This is a genomic window from Lagierella massiliensis, assembly GCF_001407835.1.
GTDB lineage: Bacteria > Bacillota > Clostridia > Tissierellales > Peptoniphilaceae > Mediannikoviicoccus > Mediannikoviicoccus massiliensis.
Window position 1 is genome coordinate 126,387 of the sequence record NZ_CYUO01000005.1, and the last position, 25,695, is coordinate 152,081.

The following is a 25,695-nucleotide window of genomic DNA, read 5'->3' on the forward strand; positions in this document are numbered from 1 at the left end:
TGAAAAACTTGACAATAACAGGCTTCGATGTTAAAATGAACTGGTGCAAAAGTGAGATGTTAGACATTTCTATTTTTTTGCAAAATAATTACACGGAGGTGAAAAATTTGCCAACAATCAATCAATTAGTTAGAAAAGGTAGACAAAGTAAGACTTACAAGTCAAAATCACCGGCTTTATCTGTTAATTTCAACACTTTGAAGAAAAGAAATACAACAGTTAACTCTCCACAAAAAAGAGGAGTATGTACTGCCGTTAGAACTGTAACACCTAAGAAACCTAACTCAGCCCTACGTAAGGTTGCAAGAGTTCGTTTAACAAATGGTATGGAAGTTGCTTCTTACATTCCAGGTATCGGACACAACCTACAAGAACACAGTGTTGTTCTTATTAGAGGAGGAAGAGTAAAGGACTTACCAGGGGTTCGTTATCACATCGTTCGTGGTGCCCTTGACACTGCTGGAGTTTCAGGAAGAATGCAAGGACGTTCTAAATACGGAGCTAAAAAGCCTAAATAAGAGATGAAAAAAAGATGCTTCAATGTTAAAATTTTAAGATAAATTCAGTTTATACTTTAATATACATTTGAGCACAGCGACAATGACAAATATGTCGAGTACCAATGAAATACTATATAGTAAGGAGGGAAGCGAAGTGCCAAGAAAAGGACATGTACCAAAGAGAGATGTAATGCCTGATCCAGTCTACAATGACAAAGTGGTTACAAAGCTAATCAACAACATTATGTTAGACGGAAAGAAAGGTGTAGCACAAGCTATTGTTTATGGTGCTTTTGAAAAAGTAGCAGAAACTACAGGAGAAGACGCTTTAGAAGTATTCTACAAAGCACTTAACAATATAATGCCTGTTCTTGAAGTTAAATCAAGAAGAATAGGTGGTGCGAACTACCAAGTTCCTTTGGAAGTTAGACCAGAAAGAAGACAAACACTTGGTCTTAGATGGTTAACAACCTACTCAAGAAAAAGAGGAGAAAGAACTATGGTGGAAAGACTTGCAAAAGAAATCTTAGACGCGGCCAATAACACTGGTGGTAGTGTTAAGAAGAGAGAAGACGTTCACAAGATGGCTGAAGCAAATAAAGCATTTGCACATTATAGATTCTAATTACTGGGAAGGAGTAATAAGTTTTTATGGGAAGAGATTATTCTTTAAAAGATACCAGAAATATCGGTATAATGGCTCATATTGACGCAGGAAAAACTACAGTTACTGAACGTATTCTATACTATACTGGAAAAATCCATAAAATCGGAGATACCCATGACGGAGCTGCTCAAATGGACTGGATGGTTCAAGAGCAAGAAAAGGGTATTACAATTACTTCAGCTGCTACAACATGTATCTGGAAAAATAATAGAATAAATATTATTGATACCCCAGGACACGTTGACTTTACAGTTGAAGTTGAAAGATCACTTAGAGTATTGGACTCAGCAATAGCTTTATTTGATGCCAAGAGCGGTGTAGAACCACAATCAGAAACCGTATGGAGACAAGCGGACAAATATGGCGTTCCAAGAATTTGCTTCATCAACAAAATGGATGCAACAGGAGCCGACTATTTCGAATCAATAAAGACAATAAAAGATAAATTAGGAGCTAACCCTGTTCCTTTGGAAATCCCTATAGGAAATGAACAAAGCTTCATAGGTTGTGTAGACCTTATAAGAATGAAGGCTATTATTTATAAAAACGACCTTGGAACTGAAATTGAAGAAACAGATATTCCAGAAGACCTTAAAGAGTTAGCAGAAGAATATAGAGCAAATCTGCTTGAAAACATAGCAGATCATGATGAAGATCTAATGATGAAATACCTTGAAGGTGAAGAAATTACAGAAGAAGAGATTAAAAGAGCAATTAAAATTGCAACAGTTAATCTTTCAATGAATCCTGTTTTCTGTGGTTCAGCATATAAGAACAAGGGTGTTCAACCACTACTTGATGCAATTGTAGACTATATGCCATCACCATTAGACGTACCTGCAATCAAAGGTATTGACCCTGATACAGAAGAAGAAGTTCAAAGACATTCTTCAGACGAAGAACCATTCTCAGCACTTGCATTTAAAGTAGTTACAGACCCATACGTTGGAAAGCTAACTTACTTCAGAGTTTACTCAGGAGTATTAGAAGCTGGTTCATATGTATACAACTCATCAAAGGGCAAGAGAGAGAGAATGGGACGTATCCTTATGATGCACGCAAACAAGAGACAAGAAGTTGATGCAGTTTACGCAGGAGATATCGCTGCAGCTGTAGGACTTAAAGATACAGGCACAGGTGACACACTATGTGACGCTGACAATGAAATCATACTTGAAAAGATGGAGTTCCCAGAACCTGTAATCTCAGTTGCAATCGAACCAAAGACAAAAGCATCACAAGAAAAGATGAGTGTTGCACTTTCAAAATTAGCAGAAGAAGACCCAACATTCACAACACACACAAACGAAGAAACAGGTCAAACAATAATCTCAGGTATGGGAGAACTACACCTTGAAATTATCGTAGATAGACTTTTAAGAGAATTCAAAGTGGAAGCTAACATCGGTAATCCACAAGTAGCATATAGAGAATCTATCACTAAAGAAGCAGAAGCTGAAGGTAAATACATTAAGCAATCAGGTGGTAGAGGACAATACGGACATGCTAAGATTAAGATTGAACCACAAGAACCAGGTGCAGGCTTTGAATTTGTTAACGCAATCGTTGGAGGGGTTATCCCTAAAGAATATATCGGTTCCGTTCAACAAGGTATCGAAGAAGCAGCACAATCAGGTATACTTGGTGGATACCCAGTACTTGATATCAAAGTTACACTTTACGATGGTTCATACCATGACGTTGACTCTTCAGAAATGGCATTTAAGATAGCAGGATCAATGGCTCTAAGAGCAGCCCTTGCAAAAGCAGGTCCATCACTACTTGAACCAATGGAAAAAGTAGAAATTACAACTCCAGACGAATACCTTGGAGATGTAATGGGAGATATCAACTCAAGAAGAGGTAAGATTCAAGGAATGAACCCTAAGAATGGAGTTCATATACTTGATGCATATGTTCCACTATCAGAAATGTTTGGATATGCAACAGACCTACGTTCAAATACACAAGGTCGTGCAACATACTCAATGATGTTTGATCATTACGAAAAAGTGCCAAATACAATCGCAGAAAAAGTACTTGGCGATAAAAATAAAGAATAACTTCAATTTAGGAGGATAAAAATGGGAAAAGAAAAATTTGAAAGAACCAAACCACATGTTAATATAGGAACTATAGGTCACGTTGACCATGGTAAAACAACATTAACAGCAGCAATAACATACGTATTAAACAAGAGATTCGGTTCAGGAGAATTCGTTGACTATGCACACATAGACAAGGCTCCAGAAGAAAGAGAAAGAGGAATCACAATCTCAACATCACACGTAGAATACGAAACAGACAAGAGACACTACGCACACGTTGACTGTCCAGGTCACGCTGACTATGTAAAGAACATGATTACAGGAGCAGCACAAATGGACGGAGCAATCCTTGTAGTATCAGCAGCAGACGGTCCAATGCCACAAACAAGAGAACATATCTTACTTGGAAGACAAGTAGGAATACCAAAGATAATAGTATTCCTAAACAAAGAAGACCAAGTAGATGACCCAGAACTAATCGAATTAGTAGAAATGGAAGTAAGAGATCTACTAAACGAATACGACTACGACGGAGACAACACACCAATCGTAGTAGGATCAGCACTAAAAGCCTTAGAAGAACCAGACGGAGAATGGGGAGATAAGATCGTTGAACTAATGAATGAAGTAGACGAATACATTCCAGAACCAGAAAGAGATACAGACCAACCATTCCTAATGCCAGTAGAAGACATCTTCTCAATTGCATGAAAAAGAGCAGTAGCAACAAGGAGAAGAGAAAGAAGAGCATTAAGAGGTGGAGACAACGTAGAAATCGTATGACTAACAGAAGAGAAGAGAACAGTAGTTGTAACAGGAGTAGAAATGTTCAAAAAGCTTCTTGAACAAGCAGAAGCAGGAGATAACATCGGAGCACTACTAAGAGGAGTGCAAAGAAACGAAATCGAAAGAGGACAAGTATTAGCAGCTCCAGGAACAATACATCCACACACAAAGTTCGAAGCAGAAGTGTACGTATTAACAAAAGATGAAGGAGGAAGACACACACCATTCTTCTCAGGATACAGACCACAATTCTTCTTTAGAACAACAGACGTAACAGGAAACATCGAACTTGAAGAAGGCGTAGAAATGGTAATGCCAGGAGATAACGCAAAATTCAAAATCGAATTAATCACACCAATCGCCATAGAAGAAGGACTACGTTTTGCAATCAGAGAAGGTGGTAGAACAGTAGGAGCAGGCGTTGTTTCAAGGATAATAGAATAATATAATTAAATTAGAGGGAGTCCCTAAGGGGATTCCTTTTTTATTTGGAATAGTCAAGAACTCAGTCCATTACATCTTGTACGAAGGAAAGACTGTCCGCCATGTCATTCTGAGCGAAAAAATTTTTGAAAAAAATTTTGAAGTCGAAGAATCTCGTGAACTTTCTGATAGAAAGTTCACGCTAAATTATCATAATATTTTCTTCTTCCACGTCACTCAAATCTCTCATTTATCACCTCTTACATGTTAGGTCAAGAAGTCTTTGACTTCAATTTTCACTTCATAAAAATTTACGCTTAGTATGACAATACTTGGAAATAAAATAAAGCAAAACAAAAAAATTTCAAAATACAATACAAAACCAATAGAAAATCCAACAAGATTTTCTTCCACTTTCCCAAAGGGGTCTTGGGGATATCCCCAAGTCGTTGGGAGGTAAAGGGGGTTTTCAAGGGGGAAAGGAACGTACGAAACGGTTCCTTTTTCCCCCTTGGTAGAATAAAACAATTAAATATAATAGAAATAAAAAGGTAGTAAGAATTAACCCTACATAAAAAATCAATAAACTTTTACAGTTGCTTTTCTAAGAAAAGTAACTGAGATGTTATCACACTTCGTATTTCTAAGCAGGTTTTCAGGACGACAGTCTTGAATCGTTTTTTTGATTGGAATAGCCAGACACCCAACCTAAGAAATTTTATATGTTTCGATGAAGTTAAACTTGATAGGAAACATTAGCTTTTTAAAAAGTTGAATTCATGACAAATATTTAAACAAACAAATATCACTTAAGTATAAAAATATAGCACAACAAATGAAAACGATTTGAAAAAATAAAAAATGTGATACAATAATATAAACCAAATACTTTTAATACAACCAAAGGAGGATAATATGAAGAAATCAAAAATATTATTTCATTTAATATCAATACTATTATCTGTATTGCTACTACTTAACTACTATAAGGTATTTAACAAAGTAATCCCAGTAAGAGGAGGAATGGAAGAAATAGTAATTGCGCTATTTACAATATACGCTATGGAAAAAATTCTTAACTTTATTAAATATTTAATAGAAGGAAGAGAAGATGGAGTAGAAAGTTTTTTAGATTCCTTAAAAGGTGAGGAAGTGTAAATAGAAAAGATCTAATAAGAAGCTTTTGAAAAGTATAAAGAAAAATAATATTACTAAGACAATGGAAGGGAGGGCAATATGTCAAAAAATGGAAAAGTTATTTTGGGAATTTTGGTAGCATTAATATTAGGGGTAGTTATATATCGTTTTAATAATCAGGATCAATACAAAAATCTTGTAGGTGAGACATACTCTTATACATTCAAAGAAGATGATAAAGAGTACCAAGATGGATATAGGTACAATATAATATTTTTTGATAAGGACAGTGTTACCATTTATGAAGCTGAAGAAATAGGAGAACTTCCAGATAATGTTGATATTGATCAAAAGGGAGATAGACAGGTAAATAGAAAATTTCTAAACCCAGTTTATAATGAAAAAGAAAAAACCGTAACAGCAGACGATTTAGAGGAAACTATAAAAATTGTAGATGCAGATAACATAGAGTACAATGGAAAAGTTTATATAAAAGAAGTAAAGTAAGAGGAGCAGGACTCCTCTTTTCTTTGTAGAGTGCTTAAACACTGAATAAATTAATATGTCTTTATTTAATTAAACTTTAAATGTATAATAAATTTTAAAATTGAGTGTTTAAGGTTTTAATTTGATTTTACGTGGTATATATAATTAAGGAGGGTTATATGGAAGACTTAACAAAAGTATTATTAGATTATTTTGAAGGAAATAATGTCAGTCCAAATGAAGTTTCATCAGTGCTTGAAAATTTAAAGATAGATGTACTTGACAAGATGTTTGGAGACGAAGGAGAATGGGTTTTAAAAAAACTTGGCAATGTAGAAGCCTTTGATAAGGAAAAGATTTTTAATTCAATTGCATCTACATCAGACGAAGCTGGTGCAGGAATGACCAGAGGAGATATTTCACTTGTTGTAGAAGATGTGCTTAAAAAGATGAAGTCAATAAGAAGAAATGTATATCCAACAAAAGAGATAAGAGGATATGTAAAAGAAGCTTTAGAAGCTAACGGATATTATAAAGTACTTAACCAATATAATAAAAAGTAAGAAAGTCTTCAAAATGAAGGCTTTTTATTATTTGAGAAAGTTATTGAGGTCGCCTTCTTATGGAATAGAAAGTTTCGAGGTCGCCTTCTGACACTTTCTTTCAGAAAGTGAAACGAGATCGACATTTGACCTACAACGAAGACTTCGTCTTCTGTTAGGTCAAGAATTCTTCGACTTCAATTTTTACTACGTAAAATTTTCGCTCAGAATGACAATACTGGGAAATAAAAAATTTGTAAAACAAAAAACTCCAAAACACAATAATAAAACCAATAGAAAATCCAACAAGATTTTCTTCCACTTATTAAGCAGGTTTTCAGGACGACAGTCCTGAATCGTTTGGAAGGTAAGGAAGAGAGGATTTCAAGGAGAGAACGATAGAAACCATACGAAAAGGTTTCTTAGTTCTCTCCTTGGTTAAACAAAAGGCTATATTAGAAATAAAAAGGTCGTAGGGTAACGCCCTACATAACGATTCAATAGACTTTTACAGTGAAAAGCAACTGAGATCCTTCAGCTACAAATTTGCTACGCAAATTTTCCGTTCAGGATGACATTCATGGAAGTGTTTCGCTATATTACAATGAAACCGTGTCGTCGCTGTCATCCTGAGGGAGCGTAAGCGACTCGAAGGATCTCACAAAAATGAAAAATTATCTTAGAAATAATAAAGTAGTCATAATAGATTGTACAAAATGAAGTACAAAAAAAGAAAATCCAACAAGATTTTTTACATCTTAATAAGCAGGTTTTCAGGACGGCAGTCCTGAATCGTTTGGAAGGTAAGAAAAAGAGGATTTCAAGGAGAGAACTGAGACCACATACGAAAAGGTTTCTTAGTTCTCTCCTTGGTTAAACTAAAGACTATATTAGAAATAAAAAGATAGTAGGGCTTAACCCTACATAAAAACTTTCAACTGTCTACTTTATTCCTATATCTTTTTCTACATTATAATATATGTCCCATGAATGTTCTTCGTCAGATATTACAATGCCGTTAAAAATATATTTTCCATTATCATCATGCAAATTCCAGTGCTTAAAATGAATATTTTTTTGCTGATTAAATTTTTTGTTAAAATCTTCAAAGGCTCTGTCAAATATTTTATCCATATTTTTTAAAATTTCTTCTGGTATGGGTTCACCTTTAGCTGAAACTCTTAAAGATTTAGATTTATCAAATTTATCATTTATATAATGACTTTCTACACCATTTTGAGAATTATGATTTAGTTTGAAATCATGTTTGTCACTTTCTTCGTCATAGGAGTAAATAATTGAATCAAGTGGAAGGGAATAGTCTTGTGTGAAGTCTTTTACAACTGACTTTGTAAAGTCTTTCATATTATTCATCGTATTTTTTTCTTCACTTTCCACAGCTTTACTTATAACTTCAGTAGAGCTATTGTTTATATTTACGCCACTACATCCTGTGAGAAGAGCTAAAATCATCATAGAAACGAAAAATTTTTTCATACCACACCTCGATGTAAAAATAGTATTAGGTGAATTCACCTAATACTATTATTTTACTAATTAAAATTCATCAGCTACATTGTATTTGTATTCGGCTGATTTATTACCAGATACTACTTCAGAGTTAAATTGAAGAACTCCGTCGTCAAATTCAAGTTCCCATTCCTTTGCAAGCATATTTTGAGTTTCGTTATTTTTTGCAAAGTCTTCTAAAGATCTGTTTATCATCTCGTCAATCTTAGCTAAATACTTTTCATCAATTGCATTGATAGCATCATTTTCATTTTCAGATTTTACTTGAGTTTCTCCAGATTTTGCGTCAAGCTCTAAAGAATGTTCCATACCTTCTTCCATACCAGTAACGTCATATTGATATCTGTCATTGTGGTCATATGAAACACTTACAATCTTTGCATTAGGAAACTCTTGTTTGAATTTTTCTAAAGCGTCATTAACACCATATTGCTCTTCGTGTTGACCTGCCGCATCATTAGGTTCGTTAGTAGTTTCGGTCTCTCCTTGAACAGTTTCATTTTCTGAAGCCTCAGTTTCAGCTTGAGATTCAGTAACTGTAGGAGCCTTTGTAGTATCTATATCATCTGTAGTAGTTGAAGCTTTATCACAACCTGCTAAGAATACAGTTGTTGCTAAAAATCCTGCTATTAATATTTTCTTATTCAAAAAAACATCCCCTTTATAATAAATTAGACTTTAAGAATTCAATAATATCGCTTGACTCATACATAGGCTTGCCATCTACAAATAGACATGGAACTTGGTTCATTCCACCTTCATCAACAAGTCTTTTCTTAGCATCTTTGTCCTTAACGATATCTAAAAATTCGATTTTATCCTTTAATTCATGTTTATCAATAAATCTGATTACCTTTTGGCAAAATGGACAGCTGTCCTTATAAAATAATTCTAATTTCATTTAAATCCTCCTTAATTAGTTTCCTTAATTGTATACCCTTATGAAATATAATCAAACAGATTTAGCCGATTGTAGACATTTTGTAATAATTTGATTGTACAATTATCAAAGCTTCAATTAAAATAGAATAGAGAACAAAAAGGAGTTTAAGATGAGTATAAAAGAAGTTTTAAAACGTATATCCTATATAGAAGTAGAAGGGGACCAAAATAAAATATTTAATAGCATTACACTTGATTCAAGACAAGCTAAAGAAAATAGCATATTTGTAGCCATAGAAGGATTTAAAACAGATGGACACAAATTTATTGAAAAAGCTATAGAAAATGGATGTAAAATTATCGTTCATACAAAGGACATAAAAAAACAAAATGATATCACATATATAAAAGTAGAAGATGGGAGACTTGCCCTATCAGAAATAGCCAAAGCTTATTATGAAAACCCATCAAAGGAAATTACAGTAGTTGGGATAACCGGAACAAATGGAAAGACTACAACCACATTTATACTGGAACAAATACTAAAAGAAGGAAATATAAAAACAGCAACAATAGGTACAGTAGGACTAAAAAAAGGAGAAGAAATAGAAAATCTTGGCAAGACTACACCAGAGGCAAATAAATTACAAGAGATATTTAAAGAACTTAAAGAAGAAGACTACAAAGCCGTAGTAATGGAAGTGTCTTCCCACGCCTTAGAGTTAAAGAGAGTAGAAGGAGTAGACTTTGACTATGCAGTCTTTACAAATCTGACCTATGAACACTTGGAACTGCACGGGACAATGGAAAACTACTACCATGCAAAGAAAAAACTCTTTGACATGACAAAAAAAGAAAATATTATAAACATAGACGATTCATACGGACAAAGACTATACAAAGAGCTAAAAGAAGAAGGAAAAAAAGTTTTATCCTACTCAATGGAAAAACCAGCAGACATAACAGCCCACATAGAACACATGGACTTAGAAAAAACTACCTTTATATATAGAGAAAAGAACATAGAAGAAAAATTAGAAATACCAATTGCAGGAAAATATAATATTTACAACACAATGGCAGCAGTAGCGGTAGCTATAAGAATAGGAATAACAATAGAAGATATAAAAAAAGGACTTGAAAAATTTAAAAAACCAGAAGGAAGATACCAAGTAGTAGAAAATGACCAAGGACTTAATTTAGTTATAGACTTTGCACACACAAGCGACGGGATGGAAAGTATTATAAAATCAGCAAAAGAAAACTTTCATAAAAAAACAATAGTAGTCTTTGGAGTAACTGGAGCAAGAACTAAAGAAATGCAAGAAGAAATAGGAAGAGTCGTAGGAAAAACTGCAGACTGCTCCATAATTACAAGAGACGATGAAGTGGATATGGAAGTTGAAGAAATCTCCAAAAATATAATAAGAGGAATGGAAAAGTCAAATGGAGAATATGAATATATAAAAGATAGAGAAAAAGCTATCGAAAGAGCAGTAGAAATGGCAACAAGTGACGACGTAGTTCTATTCTTAGGGAAGGGAAACGAGAAGTTCTTTAAAAAATTAGGTGGAGAAAAAATACCATATGACGAAATGAAAGCAGTAGAAAAGGCTTTAAAAAAGAGAGGGAGAAAATAATTTTTCCCTACTTTAGTTCTACACTTTCCTGTCGAAAAGCGAGATTCTTCGACTTCAATTTTTTTGTAACAAAAAAATTTCCGCTCAGAATGACAAAGCGAGGAAATAACATTTCTATTAATTGTGCCGTAAGGCACAAAAAGAAAATCCAACAAGATTTTCTTCCCCTTACTACGCAGGTTTTCAGGACGGCAGTCCTGAATCGTTTGGAAGGTAAGGAAGAGGGGATTTCAAGGGGAGAACGTTAGAAACCATACGAAAAGGTTTCTTAGTTCTCCCCTTGGTTAAAAGAAAAAACTTATTAGTAATAAATAGGTAGTGGGGTGAAACCATACAAAATAAACTAAGATACTTTGACGGAAACTTTCTTTATAAAGGAAGTTCCCGAGATTCTTCGACTCCAATTTTTTTGTAACAAAAAAATTTCCGCTCAGAATGATAAAGCGAGGAAATAACATTTCTATTAATTGTGCCGTAAGGCACAAAAAGAAAATCCAACAAGATTTTCTTCCCCTTATATAGCAGGTTTTCAGGACGGCAGTCCTGAATCGTTGGAGGTGCAGGGTGTGGGTTCCAAAGGGCGAGGAATAGGAACATACGAAACGTTCCTAAGGCCATCGCCCTTTGGTATAGAATGAATGACTATAATAAAAACAAAAAAGGTCGTCGGCAACGCCCTACAAAAACAAAACTAAATCAAACACTTTGATACACTTTCTGTCAGAAAGCGAAACACATATGCTATATCATTACATATGAATTGACAAAGCAATGCCCTGTTGGTATTATTTAATTAAAAATAAGGAGGAAAACATGGCAAATATTCAACTCAGATTAGACGATGAACTAAAAAATAAAGCAGACGAATTATTTAAAGATTTAGGATTAGATACAACAACAGCAATTCGTATGTTTTTAACACAGGCTGTTTCAAGTAATGGAATACCATTTGAAATAAAAAGAAAAAAAGATTATGAAAAATTCACAGAAGATGAGATATTAACACTATTAGAGAAATCTCGCAAATCAGCAGAAAGAGGAGAATATAAAGACGCTGTAGAAGTAGTGTCTGAGATTAAAGAAAAATATGGAATATAAAGTATTAATTACAAAAGAAGCTGAGACTGATTTAGACAATATCGTTAATTATATTCTCTTTGAAAAGAGCAACAAAGAAGCTGCTGAAAGTATTATTAATGATTTCTCTGAAGTACTATCAAAATTAAGTCATTCTGCAGGAAGTTTCAAACTATGTAGTAATTTAAAACTTAAAGAATTAGGTTATAGAAGATTTAATTTTTTTAGACATGATTACTTTATTTTGTATAGAATAGATGAAAACAATGTTTTTATTGATAAAATTTTTCACTTCAAACAAGATTATGAAAATAAAATCAGATAAATATTTTTAGTGATTTAACGGCCTATACGCCAAAAAATCTAAAAAAGAGGTCGCCTTCTGACACTTTCTTTCAGAAAATGAAACGAGATTCTTCGACTTCAATTTTGCTTTGCAAAATTTTCGCTCATAATGACAAAGCGAGGAAATAACATTTCTAAAAAGAGCAAAAAACTCCAAAATACAATACAAAACCAATAGAAAATCCAACAAGATTTTCTTCCCCTTACTAAGCAGGTTTTCAGGACGGCAGTCCTGAATCGTTTGGAAGGTAAGAAAAAGGGGATTTCAAGGGGAAAGCGATAGAAACCATACGAAAAGGTTTCTTAGCTTTCCCCTTGGTTAAACAAAAGACTATAATAAAAACAAAAAAGGTCGTAGGGCAACGCCCTACAAAAACAAACAAATTAATAAACTTTTACAGTTGCTTTTCTTAGAAAAGCAACCGAGTCGATGTTTTGGAATTTCCACAATAAAGTTCTGTCAACAGCCCATAGCAATGTGACAATGATATAATAATGATTATAAAGAGGATTTCATCATGGAGGGGCTGAAATGTCAAAAATAAAAAAAGAGAATATTTCTGCAAAAGGTTTATCAATTCAAGTTTATACTGAAGATTTTAAAAATGATTACATTAGCTTGACAGATATAGCTAAATATAAAAATACTGATGATCCAAGATTTGTTATTCAAAACTGGATGAGGAATAGAAATACCCTTGAATTTATAGGATTATGGGAAATCCTTAATAATCCAAATTTTAACCGTGTGCAATTCGACACGTTTAGAAATGAAGCAGGATTAAATAGATTTACAATGACACCAAGTAAATGGATAGAATCTACAGAGGCTATTGGCATAGTTTCAAAATCTGGTAGATATGGCGGAACTTATGCTCATTATGATATTGCTATGGAATTTGCTTCATGGATATCTCCAGAATTTAAACTATACATTATTCAAGATTACAAAAGGTTAAAAGAAGATGAAAACTCAAAGCTATCACTAAGTTGGAATCTTCACAGAGAAATATCAAAAATCAATTACAAAATCCATACCGATGCTATAAAAGAATATTTGCTTGATGACTTAACAAATGAGCAATTATCATTTAAGTATGCCAGTGAAGCTGATATGCTAAACGTAGCACTATTTAATAAAAGAGCAAAAGAATGGAGAGAAGAAAACCCAAATGTAAAAGGAAATATGAGAGACTATGCAAGCTTAAACGAACTATTAGTCCTTGCAAATATGGAAAGTTATAATTCGGTTCTAATATCTAAAGGGATTGAACAAAAAGAAAGAATGATAGAACTTAGAAAATTTGCCAGAAAACAAATTGTCGCATTAGAAAAATTAAATAGCGAAGCAATAAAAAAAATTAAGTAATTAAAAAATAAGAGACGAAACAAAATATAAAGGAGTCAAAAATATAATTTAATAGAATAAAAAAGATTAAAACCTCTTATTATAAATAAAAAAAGAAGTCGCTTTTTAATAACTTTCTCTAAAAAAATTTGTACGATAGAAATAAAAATTTTGCATAAGGAAAACATACAAAACGTTCCTAAGGCGCTCGCCCTTTGATTATAGAAAGAATGACTATATTAGAAATAAAAAGATAGTAGGAATTAATCCTACATAACAAATCAATAAACTTTCCGAGGTCGCATTCTGATGGAATAAAAAAGCGAGGTTCTTCGACTTCAATTTTTACTTCGTAAAATTTACGCTCAGAATGACACGATGAATGAAAAATTCACCCTGCTGTCATGTTGAGCGAGCGTAGCGAGTCGAAACATCTCACGAAAAAGAATACACATCTTGGGAATAATAAGATTTGAAAAAGAGAATGTTCAAAATAAAATTACAAAACATAGAAAATCCAACAGATTTTCTTCCCCTTACTAAGCAGGTTTTCAGGACGGCAGTCCTGAATCGTTTGGAAGGTAAGAAAAAGGGGATTTCAAGGGGAAAGCGATAGAAACCATACGAAAAGGTTTCTTAGCTTTTCCCTTGGTTAAAAGAAATAATAAAATAGAAATATTAAGGTAGCAGGGATTAACCCTACAAAATAAACAAAATTAAATTTTAAAGATTGAATTTTTTGAAAAAAATTCAAAAAAAAGCCCGATTTTTTCAAATCGGACTACATCATAGGTCTTGGTTCATATTTGGGAGGATGAACAAAAAAATGACCTATTGTCTACAATTATAGTAACATAATAAAAACTGGAAGTAGTTACAAAATGGTTACAAATCTAATAAAAAATCAAAATGTAATAATTTTGTAATATTTTAGTCTGTTGAAATGTTAAAATATAGTGTATAATATTATACAGCAAGACACCTTGTTAAAGTGTTTATTTTTTTCAAATTGAGGTATAATATAGAAAAGGATATCCTTATTGTGGTATTATATTTTTAACTGACTATTAACAGTTCATAATTTCGAATAGGAGTTTTGGTTTTTCCTATTTGAAATTACAAAAATATCTGTTATAATATCTATAAGATTATGGTATAAGTATTAACTTATAGCATAATAAAAAATGGTAATAACAACGAAAGTTGCTATTATAAAAGCCTACGCTTTTGGGCAAACAACTTCTTAAAATCAAAGGAAGAGGACTTGGCTTATAACTACGTAGTACATTGAAGGTGTACTTTCAAAGCCCCCTTCAATGGGTGCAAAGCAAAGTTTAATTTCTAAGGTTCATAGAAGTTGAACAAAATTTTTAGAGGAGGATGATTTTTAATCATGAAAAAAAGCAATAAGATTATGTCATTATTACTTGCTTTTGCTATGGTTTTCTCAGTAGTTGTTCCTGCTTTTGCAGAAACAGGATCTACAGGTAAACCTGAAGCTGATAACAAAATTGAAATTAATGTTTCAGCAAGCAAGGACGGTAAATATGACGGTGTAAATCAACAAATAGGATTATATGTTGACAAAACTGGCAAAAATGGAAAAGATTTCCAATTTGTAGAATGGGGAGCAACTGAAAATGGTAGATATACTTTTAAACTTAACAAGCCATTAGAATCAAATGCTACTTATACTATAGTTGTTGGTGCATTAACTCCAGATGTAGGTGCTGACAAAGCATACAATGCTAAGTTAGTTATGCCTGGAACTCAATGGAAATATTCTTTCAATACAGATGCAAATGGTAACCCAGTAGAATTAAAAGAAGATTATCATTTTGATCTATATGTTGAACCAAGACAAACAGATGCTTTCTTTACAGTAACTACTTTAACTAAAGAAGCAAAGACTGCTCCTGAAAGAGCATTCAGCATTGTTCCACTAAAAGTTAATGGAGAAAAATATGTAACTGATAAAGACGGCGGATTCCTTGTTGATAACGACAGAGATGCTCTTTTCACAGGAACAACTGACGTTTATGGTGAATATGGTTTAACTAAAGAACAAGTTGAAGAAATTGCAACAGCAGCTGGCTATAAAGTTGGACAAGACAAATATGCAACTACAGTAGTTGGTTTTGTTGTTAATGGAGAACTTGTAGCAGTAGCTGACTTCCATGCAAATTCAGCAGATAGAGCTGCATACCTAAGACCAGTTCCAGCTGGAATTACTAAATTAGTTGTAACTGTAGAAGGTGACAACAGAAAGGTTGACATTAATGGTAACCAAGCTCTAACTCCAATCAAGGGAGCAACTGTTGAACTTCAAGGTAACACTACTGAATGGCACAAAGAAGAAGCATTTGGTAAAGTATTAGACACTAAGACTACTGATGCTGAAGGTAAAGCAGTATTTGAAAATCCTTCAATATCAAGCTTAATTAGAATATTAGATGCTACTGATACAGCAAAAGAAGGATACTTTACAAATATTAGACTTTACAACAGAGTAGCTGTTGTTAAAGCTGATGGATATAGAGTTCCTGTAACTGTATCTCTTGAAAATATTGACATGGTAGATGGAGTAATGAATGTTAAATTCACTTTAATTCCTGAAGGTGGAATCCACACTAACAGAGTTAGAGGAGCTAACAGATATGCTACATCTGTAGAAGTTGCTAAGAAAGCATTCCCTAATTACGAAGGTGATGTAATATTAGCTTCTGGAGATATCTATGCTGACGCATTAGTTGCTAACGGACTTGTTGGATTAAAGCATCAACCATTAGTATTAAATGGTGTTAATAAGCTTGATGCAACAGTTGCACAATATCTAAAAGATGTTGAAGCTAAAAAAGTTACTATCATTGGTGGTAATAGTGCAATCTCAGCTTCAGTTCAAAACGAACTTGAAAAAATGGGTCTTAAGACTGAAAGAATTTACGGAGCTAACAGATATGAAACTTCTGTAAATGTATTACAACACTTTGTAAAAGGTGGAGAATTAACAGAAGGATCAGTTAGCAATGTATTTGTTGCTTCAGGAGAAAACTTTGCAGACGCATTAGTTGCATCAGTTCCAGCAGCAATGTATGCAAGACCAATTCTTTTAACAGCACAAAATAACCTTCCAAAGGTAGTTAAAGATGCTATTGAAAACAAAGACTACGCTATCAAAGAAGTAACTGTAGTTGGTGGTACTGGAGCAGTTTCTGAAAAAGCATATGCACAAATTAATGTTTCAAATGTTCAAAGATTAAAAGGTTCAAACAGACAATTAACTGCAATGGCAGTTGCAAACGAATACTTTATGAACGCTGGACAAGCAATCGTAGTAGACGGAACTAACTTTGCAGATGCTTTAGCAGCTGGTCAATTAGGATGGAAGATTAAAGCTCCTATTCTATTATCAGAATCTAAGACAGTTCTTGGTAAAGACTTAGCAGCTTACCTAAGAAACAACAAGATGACTGAAATTACTATCGTTGGTGGTACTTCATCAGTTTCTGAAGGAATTGCTAAAGAAATAGACCAAATTATTGCTGGAAAGTAATTGATTTTTAAAATTAAGTCCACTGGGGGAAACCTCAGTGGATTTTCTTTTTATCTTATGCAATTTGACTTTTTTTTATATTTAGTCTATAATTTAAATCTGTACTTGGAGAATTGTCCGAGCGGCTGAAGGAGCACGATTGGAAATCGTGTAGGCGTGATGAGCGTCTCGAGGGTTCAAATCCCTCATTCTCCGCCATGCACTAGATGGGGAACTAGCGATGCCCTGTACCTGCAATCGCTACAGCAGGGTCGAATTCCCGGCCCCGGCTTTTTACAATTTAAGTCAGCCTTATGCAAGTGGTGTTGACAAGTGGGTCTTGCGCAATAGAAACCTATGAACCTGGTCAGATCGGGAACGAAGCAGCCATAAGTAGTCATTTTTATGTGCCGTAAGGTAGCCTATTTCGAGCTAACTACATTAGTAACGTTAGAGTGTAATCAGTCAAAGCCGGGATGTGCAATACATATAAAGAAAAAATGGAAAGAACCTAATGGGTTCTTTTTTTATCTCCACTTTTTTGTTATGTAGGGTTAAGTCTACGGGGCATGGGTTTCTTGTATTGTCATACTGAGCGAGCGACAGCGAGTCGAAGTATCTCGTGAACTTTCTTGTGGAAAGTTCACGCTCAAGTCTATTGAATTGTTATGTAGGTCTACGACCTACCACTTTTTTATTTCTATTATATTTAATTGTTTTATTCTATAAAGTGGGAAAAGGAACCGTTTCGTACGGTTCCTATCCCCCTTTAAAACCCCCTTTACCTCCCAACGACTTGGGGATATCCCCAAGACCCCTTTGGGAAAGTGGAAGAAAATCTTGTTGATTTTCTTTTTATGTATAGATTTATTTTGTACATTTCTATTTGACTGACATTTCTTTTCTATTTAATATTTATGTCCTTGTGAGATGTTTCGACTCGCTACGCTCGCTCAACATGACAATGGCGAAATGCTTTCATTGTAATAGAGAGGAACACCTCCATGATTGTCATCCTGAACGAAAAATTTGCGTAGCAAATTTGTAGCTGAAGGATCTCGTTTTTTAACTATGACACACAAATTTTTAACTTATAACTTTATCTTCTTAAACCTATTATTGTTCATTCTAAACACTTGCGAAGGTTGTAGAAAACCTTGCTGGATTTTCTTTGGTTTTTGTATTGTATTTTGTGCAATCTCTTATGACTACTTTATTATTTCTAAGATAATTTTTCATTTTTGTGAGATCCTTCGAGTCGCTTACGCTCCCTCAGGATGACAGAGGAGAATTTGTATAGAGATGTTTAGCCTGGCTACGCTCGCTCAACATGACATACACAAATAAAAAAGGAGGCTTTCGCCTCCCTGTGAATTTTAGCCTAAAACAGCTTGTACTGCTGCCATTGTTATATAGTTGTAAGGTTGATTGAAGTGTGGCATAAAGAATAGGTCTGTCAATGCCAATTCGTCGATTGTAACATCTTTTTGAATTGCAAGGCTGAACATATGAATACCCATTGATACGTCGTATGTTGATCCAAGTTGTGCTCCGATTATTCTTCTGTCATCTTTTCTATATACAATTCTAACTTTTACTTTTGCATTTGGTACATCTTCCATAAATGCTGGTTTTTGTAAATCTTCAAAGTCTGTATATTCTACTTCTATTCCATATTTATTCGCAAGGTCTACTGACATACCTGTCATGACAATTTTGTTTCCATAGATTTGCATTCCTGATGAACCTTGTACTCCAGGGCTTGCAAGGTCAACTCCACAAGCGTTTAGTGCGGCAACAATTCCTGAACGAACTGCGTTTGTTGCAAGTGCTACATATTCTTGTCTATCTGAAGGTTTATAGTATATAGTTGCACAGTCTCCTATGGCATATATATCTTCGTTTGAAGTTCTAAAGTGTTTGTCTACAAGATATGCACCACTTTGTTCATGTCTCTTAAGTTCTTCACAAAGATACACGTTTGGTACGAATCCAATGGAGTTAATAACAAGGTCAGCTTCGTATTCGCCTTTGTCTGTAACTACACTTTTAACTTTTCCGTCTTCTCCTTTAAATTCTACAACGTCTTCTTTATAAACAAGTTTTATTCCTTCTTTTTCCATTGCGTCTTCAAGTGGTTTTGAAAAATCGTGGTCAAAGTAATTTTGTAGAATTTTTTCGTCTCTGGTTATTAAAGTTGTATTTTTACCTATTCTCTTGAAAGCTTCTGCAAGTTCAACTCCGATGTAGCCTGATCCAACGACTACTACATTTTTAATATCTTCTCTTTGACCGATTGCTTTAACTTTTTTTGCGTCTTGGAATAGTTTTGCTACTTCAATATTTTCTAAGTCTTCTCCAGGAAGATTGTTTGATCTTGGTCTTGAACCAGTTGCAAGTATTAACTTGTCATAGGAGTCTTCAATTTCACTTCCGTCTTTAAGTCTAACTTTAACTGTTTTTTTGTCTTCGTCAACGGAAAGTACTTCAGATTCCATATGTACTTTGGCACCTTTTTCTTCAAATACATTTTTGTTGCAATAGAAAAGTCCATCTGATTTTGAAATTTGTTCGCCAATCCATAGTGCCATACCACAACCTAAAAATGAAATGTTGTTGTTTCTGTCATAGATGGTTAAATCGTTATCCTTAAAGTGGTCAAGGATTGTGTTTGATGCAGCAGTACCTGCATGGTTTGCTCCAATTACAATAATTTTCACTGTTATTCCTCCTAATTTTTATATCATACTAATCCTGTATGGATAACTTGATTATACCATATAGGCTTATTTATTACAATCCTATTTTATAGCTTTAAAAAATGTTTTCATTGTTGTTGTGCAGGAAATGTAAGGGTGTCTAAACATCTAACGAGTGTTGATAGATTGAAAAATTATAATAGAAATAATAAAGTAATATAGTAATGTCTATAAAGCACAAAGTTTTTTATAAAATTTTTCTCTTCTGTGTGCTATAATTGTAATAGGGAGGGACTAAAATGAAAAAAATAAATTTAAAATACATATTACTTGGTACTATTTTACTTGCAACTGCTGTTCCATCTAAGTCTTTTGCAAGTAGGGGTATTGAAATTGAAAGATATTCTGGTAAGAGTAGGTATGAGACAGCTGTTACTTCTTCTAAAAATACTTTTAATACTTCTAAGTATGCTATTATAGCTTCAGGAGAAAATTATCCTGATGCACTTGTTGGTGGTACTCTTGCAACTCAGCTAAATGCTCCAGTACTTTTAACTTCTAAGGACTCTATTCCTTCAAATGTGCTTTCTGAACTGGAAAGGCTACAAACTGAAATAATTTTTTTGCTTGGTGGTGACTCTACGATTTCAAATGTAGTTTATAAACAGCTTTTAGACAAGGGTTATAAGGTTGAAAGACTTTCTGGTAGGGATAGACTTGACACTGCTATCAAAGTAAGAGAGATGCGTTTTAAATATGCTGAGTTTATAACTCCAGGGGAAAGGGTTGCTGTAGTTGATGGTGGAAATTTTGCCGATAGTTTGAGTGCAGCACCTTTTGTTGGTCAGATGAATACTACTACTTATCTTTATCCTTTTGTAAAGGGAAAGACCAATAAGATTCCATATTATATGGCTTTTGGTGGAACGGGTTCTGTTCCTTCTGGGTATGCTGAAAAGGTAAGATATTCTGGTAAGAGTCGTTTTGATACTTCTGTTGAGATTGCAAAAGCTTATCAAACTGTTTTAGACAAAAACATTGATACTGTTATTTTAGTTGATGGAAATAATTATCCAGATGCACTTTCTTCAGCGCCTCTTGCAAAGATGAATAATGGAGCTATACTTTTGACTTCAAAGGATGCACTGCCAAAGGTTGTTAAGGACTTTATAACAGAAAATTCTAATATTAATAAGGTTATAATTGTCGGTGGAGAAGGATCAGTTTCATCTTCAGTTGTACATGAATTGAAAAATATTGACTAAGTTAGAATAAGGGGGAAACCCCTTTTTTCTATGCCAAATACTTTAATTAATGGGTAATATAATAATGAGGTGATTTTATGAAGACTTTGATTCTTGCCGGAGCAGGACATGGTCATATACAAATTCTTTCGAAATTACAAAATATGGATTTGGATGGATTGAAGGTAATTGTAATTACGAATTATGATAGACAATTTTATTCTGGTATGTTACCAGGTTATATAAATGGAACTTTTTCTCTTGAACAGGTTTCTTTCAAGGTGGAAGATTATTGCAACAATCCAAATATCGAACTTATTTTTGATGAGATTGTAGAAATAGATAAGAATAAAAATATGGTTAAGACTAAAAACGGTGAGTATTATTTTGATTATCTCTGTATGAATCTTGGATCAAAGTCCATTGAAATTTTTGGAAGTGAAACTAAAAACCTTCACTATGTTAAACCTATTTATGGATTTGTGGAACTTAAGGACATAGGTGGGGGACAGGACAAGCTTTTAATTGTAGGGGGAGGAGCTGCAGGGGTTGAACTTGCTTTAGCATATGGACATAAATATCCTGGACTTAATATTACAATTGCTGACAAACATGACGACATTTTACTTAAGTTTAATGATAGAACCAAGAGGCTCGCAAAAAAAGTTTTGGAATATAAAAATATAAAAGTTATGTACAATATTGACATCAAAAAAATTGAAGGAAATACTGCTTATTATGATGGTGGACAAATAGATTTTGACCAGGTACTTGTAAGTACAGGGGTTACTGGAGTAGATGTTAAATATAGTGGATTTGAAGTTGATGAGAATAATTTTCTAAAAGTAAATAACAAACTATTTGCCTCAGACAATATTCTTGCAATCGGAGATATGGTTCATATAAAAGAGTTTCCACATATGCCAAAGGCAGGTGTGTTTGCAATTAGAATGACTCCAATACTTGTGAACAACGTGTTTCATGTAATATTTAGCGTTGGCGAGTTAGAACATTATGTGCCACAGGAAAAGTATCTTCAAATTATAAATACATCAGACGATAAGGCGATACTTTCATGGGGACCATTTGCAATGCATAATAAGCTGGCACTTAAAATAAAAAACAAGATTGATATGGACTATATGAAGGGAAATCTTGTGACAGATTCGTTTATGAAACAGTTTGAGAAGAAATAAAGAACCTAAGGGGGTTCTTTTTTTGAATTTTTTGTAAAAATTCAAGCTAAAAACTTTGTGTTTTGTAGGGTTATACCCTACAACCATTTTATTTCTAATACATTCATACTCTTTACCTTAGGGGCAGGATGAAGGGGATTGCGATTTTCCCTCATATCCTGCCCCTAAAACCCCAACCTTTTACACCCTTAAAACGCTTGGGGATACCCCAAACCCCAATGAAAGCTGTAGAAAATCTTGCCGGATTTTCTACTTGTGCCTTCGGCACTTTTGGTAAGAATGTCGTTAATGGTACTGTCATTCTGAGCGGAAATTTTTTGGCACAAAAAATTGTAGTCGAAGAATCTCTGACAAAGAAGTAGGATATTAGAAATAAGAAGTTAGAAAATTATAAACTGCAAAACAAAATTATAAAAATCGCAGGAAAGCCTTAGCTTTCCTACCACTTTACAAAAGGGGTCTTGGGGATATCCCCCAAGTGGTTGGGAGGTAAAGGGGGTTTCCAAGGGGGATAGGAACCGTACGAAACGGTGCCTTTTCCCCCTTGATAGAATTAAAAGATAAAATATATTAGAAATAAATAGGTAGTAGGGTAGAACCCTACAAAACAATTCAGGATACTTTAGCGTGAACTTTCTATTAGAAAGTTCACGAGATCCTTCAGCTACAAATTTGCTTCGCAAATTTTCCGTTCAGGATGACACACACGTGGGGCTATTACACTTAGTATAACGAGAAAATAAAGAGCCGATAGGCACAAACTGGAAAGCTTTAGCTTTCCTACCACTTTACAAAAGGGGTCTTGGGGATATCCCCAAGTCGTTGGGAGGTAAAGGGGGTTTAAAAGGGGGATAGGAACGTACGAAACGGTTCCTTATCCCCCTTTGATAGAATTAAAAGAAATAATATATTAAAAATAATGAAGTAGTAGGTCATAGACCTACAAAACGAATCAATAGGGTTTAGCGTGAACTTTCCACAAGAAAGTTCACGAGATACTTCGACTCGCTTCGCTCGCTCAGTATGACAATACTGGGAGATTCCAAGCCTCGTAGGTCATAGACCTACAAAACAAAACCAAAAACAAAAAAGTTTTTGCATAAAAGTTTTTTACAAAAAACTTCCCCTCCATATGATATAATTAAAAACACGGTGCTTTTATTATTTTTTATGATAACTGTACCATGTGGAATTATTTTTATTTAAAAAAATAAAAAAATAAAGGAGGTTCTATATGAACTATTGGGTTTTAATAGGCGTACTGATAATTGTCATTGGCTTTGCTCTAAAGCTTGATGTTGTTGCAGTAGTGCTTATATCCGGATTGGTAACTGGTCTTATTGCCGGCATGCCAATTGTTGAAGTATTAGATGTAATTGGAAAGGGATTTGTAAATAATAGATACATGTCACTTTTCTTCTTGAGTTTACCTCTAATTGCTATTATGGAAAGATATGGTCTTAAGGACAGGGCTGCGGAGGCTATTCAAAAGATGAAGTCTGCCAGTGCTGGTGGTGTTGTTGGCCTTTACATCTTAATTAGATGGGCAGCAGCTGCTCTTTCTCTTAGACTTGGTGGTCACGTTCAATTTGTTAGACCATTAATTTTACCGATGGCTGAAGGGGCTGCTAATAAGAAGGTTGAACTTTCCGAAAAAAGACTTGAGGAATTAAAGGGGCTTGCTGGGGCTGCTGAAAACTACGGAAACTTTTTTGGACAAAACATATTCCCTGTAGCTTCTGGTGTACTTTTAATTCAAGGTACTCTTAATCAAGCAGGTTTCGATGTTACTAATGGTGAAATAGCAAGAAGTTCTATTTTAGCTGGTATTTCCATGTTAATATTAGCGTTAGTACAATGCTATTTATATGAGAGAAGACTAAGAAAGGACATGAAACATGTTTAAATTTATAGCTGATAACAGCATTATAATTGATGAAATCATCTTTATTTTATGTGGATTGATTTGCATTATGACTGGTATTACTGGTCTTAGAAATAAAAAATCTCCTATGGGAACTTGTGCTTTTTGGACTTTACTTGGTATTTTATTCTGCACTGGAAAGTTTATAGTTGATAAGTTCCAGTATGGTGGAGCAATTGTTGGTGGTCTTTTACTTGTGCTTGGAGTTTTAACTTTGACTAAGCAAGTTCAAGTTGGTGAATTTAAAGACCAAAGTGAAGAACAAAAGGTAGAGTATGGTAAGAGAGTTGGAAATAAAATATTTATTCCTGCTCTTGCTATTGGTATTATAGCTATGATTATGGCTCAAGCTAAGAGTTTTAAGATTACTGTTGGTACAGGTGAAGAGGGTCCAATCTATTTTGGATTTTCAGCAGCACAAACTTTGGGTATATCATCTATAATAGCTATTATCATCGCCCTTGTTATTACAAAGGCTAAGTATCATGAAACTAAAGAAGATACTGCAAAGATGCTTATGACTATTGGTAGTTCATCACTATTACCACAACTTTTAGGAGCTCTTGGTACTGTTTTTGCAGCGGCGGGCGTTGGTGAAGTTATTGGTTCTGGTGTAACTGCTATTGTGCCACCTGGAGCGAAGGTTTTAGGTGTAGTTGCATATTGCTTGGGCATGGCGCTATTTACAATGATTATGGGTAATGCCTTTGCTGCATTTACTGTTATTACACTTGGAGTTGGTATTCCATTTGTAATTGCAAATGGTGCAAACCCAGCAGTAATTGGTGCTCTTGGTATGACTTGTGGATACTGTGGTACTCTTATGACACCTATGGCTGCAAACTTCAATATCGTTCCTGCGGCTATACTTGAAACAGATAATGAATACACAATTATGAAGACACAAGCACCGGTGGCCTTAACTTTAATAGTTGTTCACATTATATTGATGTTAGTATTTGGATTTTAATTTAGGAGGAGTGATTTAATGAAAATCTTAGTAACTGGATTTGACCCATTCGGTGGCGAATCTATAAACCCTGCAATTGAATCTGTAAAGAAATTACCGGATGAAATTAAGGGAGTGGAAATAATTAAGTTAGAAATTCCTACAGTAATTGGAAAATCTGTTGATAAGATTAAAGAAAAGATAGAAGAAGTTAAACCTGATGTGGTACTATCCATTGGACAAGCTGGAGGAAGACCTGACATTACAGTGGAAAGAGTTGGAATAAACTGCGACGACTGCAGAATCAAAGACAACGAAGGCAACCAACCTATTGATGAAAAGGTAGCAGAAGATGGCCCAGCGGCATACTTCTCAACACTACCAATAAAGGCAATGGTTGAACACATAAAAGAAGGTAAAATTCCAGCATCAGTTTCAAATACTGCAGGAACATTTATCTGTAATCACGTTCTATATGGTGTTGCTCATATTCAAGCAACAAAATATCCAAACATGAGAACTGGATTTATCCACATTCCATTCTTGCCAGAACAAGTTACAGATAAAAAGAATATGCCATCAATGGCACTTGATACAATTGTTAAGGCATTAGAACTTGCAATTGAAGCAATTGTGGAAAATGATACAGATATAAAAGTTACTGGTGGAAAAACACACTAAAGGATAGGGGAAAGCGAGAGCTTTCCTTTTTTTATTTTTTGTTTTGTAGGTATATGACC

General features: G+C 34.1%; 21 protein-coding genes, 1 tRNA gene, 1 other RNA gene and 1 pseudogene. 20 read left to right on the forward strand and 4 right to left on the reverse strand.

Translation table 11 applies throughout. The features are described 5' to 3' along the window. The first annotated feature begins 107 nt into the window (after positions 1-107). From rpsL to BN2746_RS04345, 7 genes and pseudogenes are all read left to right on the forward strand, one after another. Positions 108-518 (forward strand): 30S ribosomal protein S12, encoded by a 411-nt coding sequence (rpsL, locus tag BN2746_RS04315; protein WP_055078613.1) that lies wholly within the window; start codon positions 108-110, stop codon positions 516-518. A 136-nt stretch (positions 519-654) separates the two neighbouring features. Further along, entirely contained in the window at positions 655-1,125 is a 471-nt protein-coding gene (gene rpsG, locus BN2746_RS04320; RefSeq protein ID WP_055078614.1) for a 30S ribosomal protein S7, read from the forward strand. A 26-nt stretch (positions 1,126-1,151) separates the two neighbouring features. Beyond that, positions 1,152-3,230, forward strand: coding sequence for an elongation factor G (gene fusA / locus BN2746_RS04325; RefSeq protein WP_055078615.1), 2,079 nt, complete (start codon positions 1,152-1,154; stop codon positions 3,228-3,230). 21 nt (positions 3,231-3,251) lie between these two features. Next, a pseudogene (gene tuf / locus BN2746_RS04330) lies at positions 3,252-4,445 on the forward strand (elongation factor Tu). A gap of 894 nt (positions 4,446-5,339) precedes the next feature. Beyond that, entirely contained in the window at positions 5,340-5,582 is a 243-nt protein-coding gene (locus BN2746_RS04335) for a hypothetical protein (protein WP_055078616.1), read from the forward strand. A gap of 78 nt (positions 5,583-5,660) precedes the next feature. Continuing rightward, complete coding sequence (locus BN2746_RS04340; RefSeq protein WP_055078617.1) at positions 5,661-6,068, forward strand: hypothetical protein; 408 nt, start codon at positions 5,661-5,663, stop codon at positions 6,066-6,068. A 158-nt stretch (positions 6,069-6,226) separates the two neighbouring features. Further along, positions 6,227-6,610: an ATP cone domain-containing protein gene (locus BN2746_RS04345; RefSeq protein WP_055078618.1), complete on the forward strand. Its 384-nt coding sequence runs from the start codon at positions 6,227-6,229 to the stop codon at positions 6,608-6,610. Positions 6,611-7,531: 921 nt separating this feature from the next. Here the strand turns inward: BN2746_RS04345 and BN2746_RS04350 are convergent. Genes BN2746_RS04350 through BN2746_RS04360 form a run of 3 tightly spaced genes read right to left on the reverse strand, consistent with a single transcriptional unit; the run spans position 7,532 to position 9,020 of the window. Continuing rightward, the gene (locus BN2746_RS04350) at positions 7,532-8,086 is read right to left on the reverse strand and encodes a hypothetical protein (RefSeq protein WP_055078619.1); all 555 of its coding nucleotides are present in this window, start codon (positions 8,084-8,086) and stop codon (positions 7,532-7,534) included. A gap of 60 nt (positions 8,087-8,146) precedes the next feature. Then, positions 8,147-8,767, reverse strand: a complete 621-nt coding sequence (locus BN2746_RS04355) for a PepSY domain-containing protein (protein WP_055078620.1) — start codon at positions 8,765-8,767, stop codon at positions 8,147-8,149. A gap of 13 nt (positions 8,768-8,780) precedes the next feature. Further along, entirely contained in the window at positions 8,781-9,020 is a 240-nt protein-coding gene (locus tag BN2746_RS04360) for a glutaredoxin family protein (protein WP_055078621.1), read from the reverse strand. A 151-nt stretch (positions 9,021-9,171) separates the two neighbouring features. On the opposite strand from BN2746_RS04360, the gene BN2746_RS04365 reads away from it, so the two are divergent. The 7 genes from BN2746_RS04365 (at position 9,172) to ffs (ending at position 17,427) form a co-directional block, all read left to right on the forward strand. Next, complete coding sequence (locus BN2746_RS04365; protein ID WP_055078622.1) at positions 9,172-10,641, forward strand: UDP-N-acetylmuramoyl-L-alanyl-D-glutamate--2,6-diaminopimelate ligase; 1,470 nt, start codon at positions 9,172-9,174, stop codon at positions 10,639-10,641. Positions 10,642-11,454: 813 nt separating this feature from the next. Further along, positions 11,455-11,739 carry a type II toxin-antitoxin system RelB/DinJ family antitoxin gene (locus BN2746_RS04370; RefSeq protein WP_055078623.1) on the forward strand — a complete coding sequence of 95 codons (285 nt, stop codon included), beginning with the start codon at positions 11,455-11,457 and terminating at the stop codon, positions 11,737-11,739. Next, on the forward strand, positions 11,729-12,043 hold the full coding sequence (locus tag BN2746_RS04375) for a type II toxin-antitoxin system RelE/ParE family toxin (protein WP_055078624.1): 315 nt from the start codon (positions 11,729-11,731) through the stop codon (positions 12,041-12,043). Before BN2746_RS04370 ends, BN2746_RS04375 begins: the two co-directional genes overlap by 11 nt. Before the next feature lie 552 nt (positions 12,044-12,595). After that, entirely contained in the window at positions 12,596-13,432 is an 837-nt protein-coding gene (locus BN2746_RS04380) for a KilA-N domain-containing protein (RefSeq protein ID WP_055078625.1), read from the forward strand. A gap of 1,372 nt (positions 13,433-14,804) precedes the next feature. Next, positions 14,805-16,964 (forward strand): cell wall-binding repeat-containing protein, encoded by a 2,160-nt coding sequence (locus BN2746_RS04385; RefSeq protein WP_055078626.1) that lies wholly within the window; start codon positions 14,805-14,807, stop codon positions 16,962-16,964. A 107-nt stretch (positions 16,965-17,071) separates the two neighbouring features. Further along, positions 17,072-17,162: transfer RNA gene (locus BN2746_RS04390), tRNA-Ser, on the forward strand. Continuing rightward, an RNA gene (gene ffs, locus BN2746_RS08795) (signal recognition particle sRNA large type) lies at positions 17,162-17,427 on the forward strand. The genes BN2746_RS04390 and ffs overlap by 1 nt, the downstream gene beginning before the upstream one ends. An 892-nt stretch (positions 17,428-18,319) precedes the next feature. Here ffs and nox read toward each other — a convergent pair. Then, positions 18,320-19,663: a H2O-forming NADH oxidase gene (nox, locus tag BN2746_RS04395; protein WP_055078627.1), complete on the reverse strand. Its 1,344-nt coding sequence runs from the start codon at positions 19,661-19,663 to the stop codon at positions 18,320-18,322. Between the two features lie 278 nt (positions 19,664-19,941). Between nox and BN2746_RS04400 the strand changes: the two genes are divergently transcribed. The 6 genes from BN2746_RS04400 (at position 19,942) to pcp (ending at position 25,636) form a co-directional block, all read left to right on the forward strand. Beyond that, positions 19,942-20,907, forward strand: coding sequence for a cell wall-binding repeat-containing protein (locus BN2746_RS04400; RefSeq protein ID WP_055078628.1), 966 nt, complete (start codon positions 19,942-19,944; stop codon positions 20,905-20,907). Positions 20,908-20,984: 77 nt separating this feature from the next. Beyond that, positions 20,985-22,082, forward strand: coding sequence for an NAD(P)/FAD-dependent oxidoreductase (locus tag BN2746_RS04405; protein ID WP_055078629.1), 1,098 nt, complete (start codon positions 20,985-20,987; stop codon positions 22,080-22,082). A 218-nt stretch (positions 22,083-22,300) separates the two neighbouring features. Beyond that, entirely contained in the window at positions 22,301-22,444 is a 144-nt protein-coding gene (locus tag BN2746_RS09000; RefSeq protein ID WP_156331313.1) for a hypothetical protein, read from the forward strand. Between the two features lie 872 nt (positions 22,445-23,316). Further along, positions 23,317-23,988: a DUF969 domain-containing protein gene (locus BN2746_RS04415; RefSeq protein WP_055078631.1), complete on the forward strand. Its 672-nt coding sequence runs from the start codon at positions 23,317-23,319 to the stop codon at positions 23,986-23,988. After that, positions 23,981-24,976, forward strand: coding sequence for a DUF979 domain-containing protein (locus tag BN2746_RS04420; RefSeq protein WP_055078632.1), 996 nt, complete (start codon positions 23,981-23,983; stop codon positions 24,974-24,976). Before BN2746_RS04415 ends, BN2746_RS04420 begins: the two co-directional genes overlap by 8 nt. Before the next feature lie 18 nt (positions 24,977-24,994). Next, entirely contained in the window at positions 24,995-25,636 is a 642-nt protein-coding gene (gene pcp / locus BN2746_RS04425; RefSeq protein ID WP_055078633.1) for a pyroglutamyl-peptidase I, read from the forward strand. Positions 25,637-25,695: the final 59 nt, after the last annotated feature.